Source organism: Pseudogemmobacter sp. TB195 (genome assembly GCF_058313095.1).
On the sequence record NZ_JBZEGG010000197.1, the window covers coordinates 1 to 542 of the forward strand.

Sequence of the window (542 nt, forward strand, 5' to 3'; positions counted from 1 at the left end):
TGGCGCCCTGCGCCTTCAGGGTGATGACGGCGGCGTCCGGGGTTTCCTTGTAGCGCGCCTTGATCGGGGCCTGCATCGCCCGCAGTTCCTGGGAGTCCATGACGTTGTTTCCTCTGGATGAAGCAATGATTGCGCTCACCACCACAGCGCGCCGCCGGCGGGCGCGGTCTGCCCGGGCGGATGCTGCGGGTTGAGCGAATTGTCCAGCGCCTTCAGCACGCGCCGCTTGGCCGCGTCGAAATTGGGCGACATGCGGTCGCGCGGGCGCGGCAGATCGACGGGGATTTCCTCATAGATGCGGCCGGGGCGCGGCTGCATGACGATGATGCGGTCGCCCAGCGTCACCGCCTCCTCCACGTCGTGGGTGACGATCACCACCGTCGGGCGGCTTTCCTCCCACAGGGCCAGCAGGTGGTCGTGCAGGCTGGCGCGGGTGAAGGCGTCGAGGGCGGAAAACGGCTCGTCAAGCAGCAGCGCCTTGGGCCGGGGCGCAAGGGCGCGGGCGATGGCGACGCGCTGCTGCTGGCCGCCGGAGAGTTCGC

General features: G+C 69.6%; 1 protein-coding gene. It reads right to left on the bottom strand.

All coding sequences use genetic code 11. From position 1 onward, the window contains the following. Positions 1–135 precede the first annotated feature (135 nt). Positions 136–542: ABC transporter ATP-binding protein (locus AC4FS3_RS29340; protein WP_491023468.1), on the bottom strand; the 407-nt coding region annotated here is incomplete at its 5' end.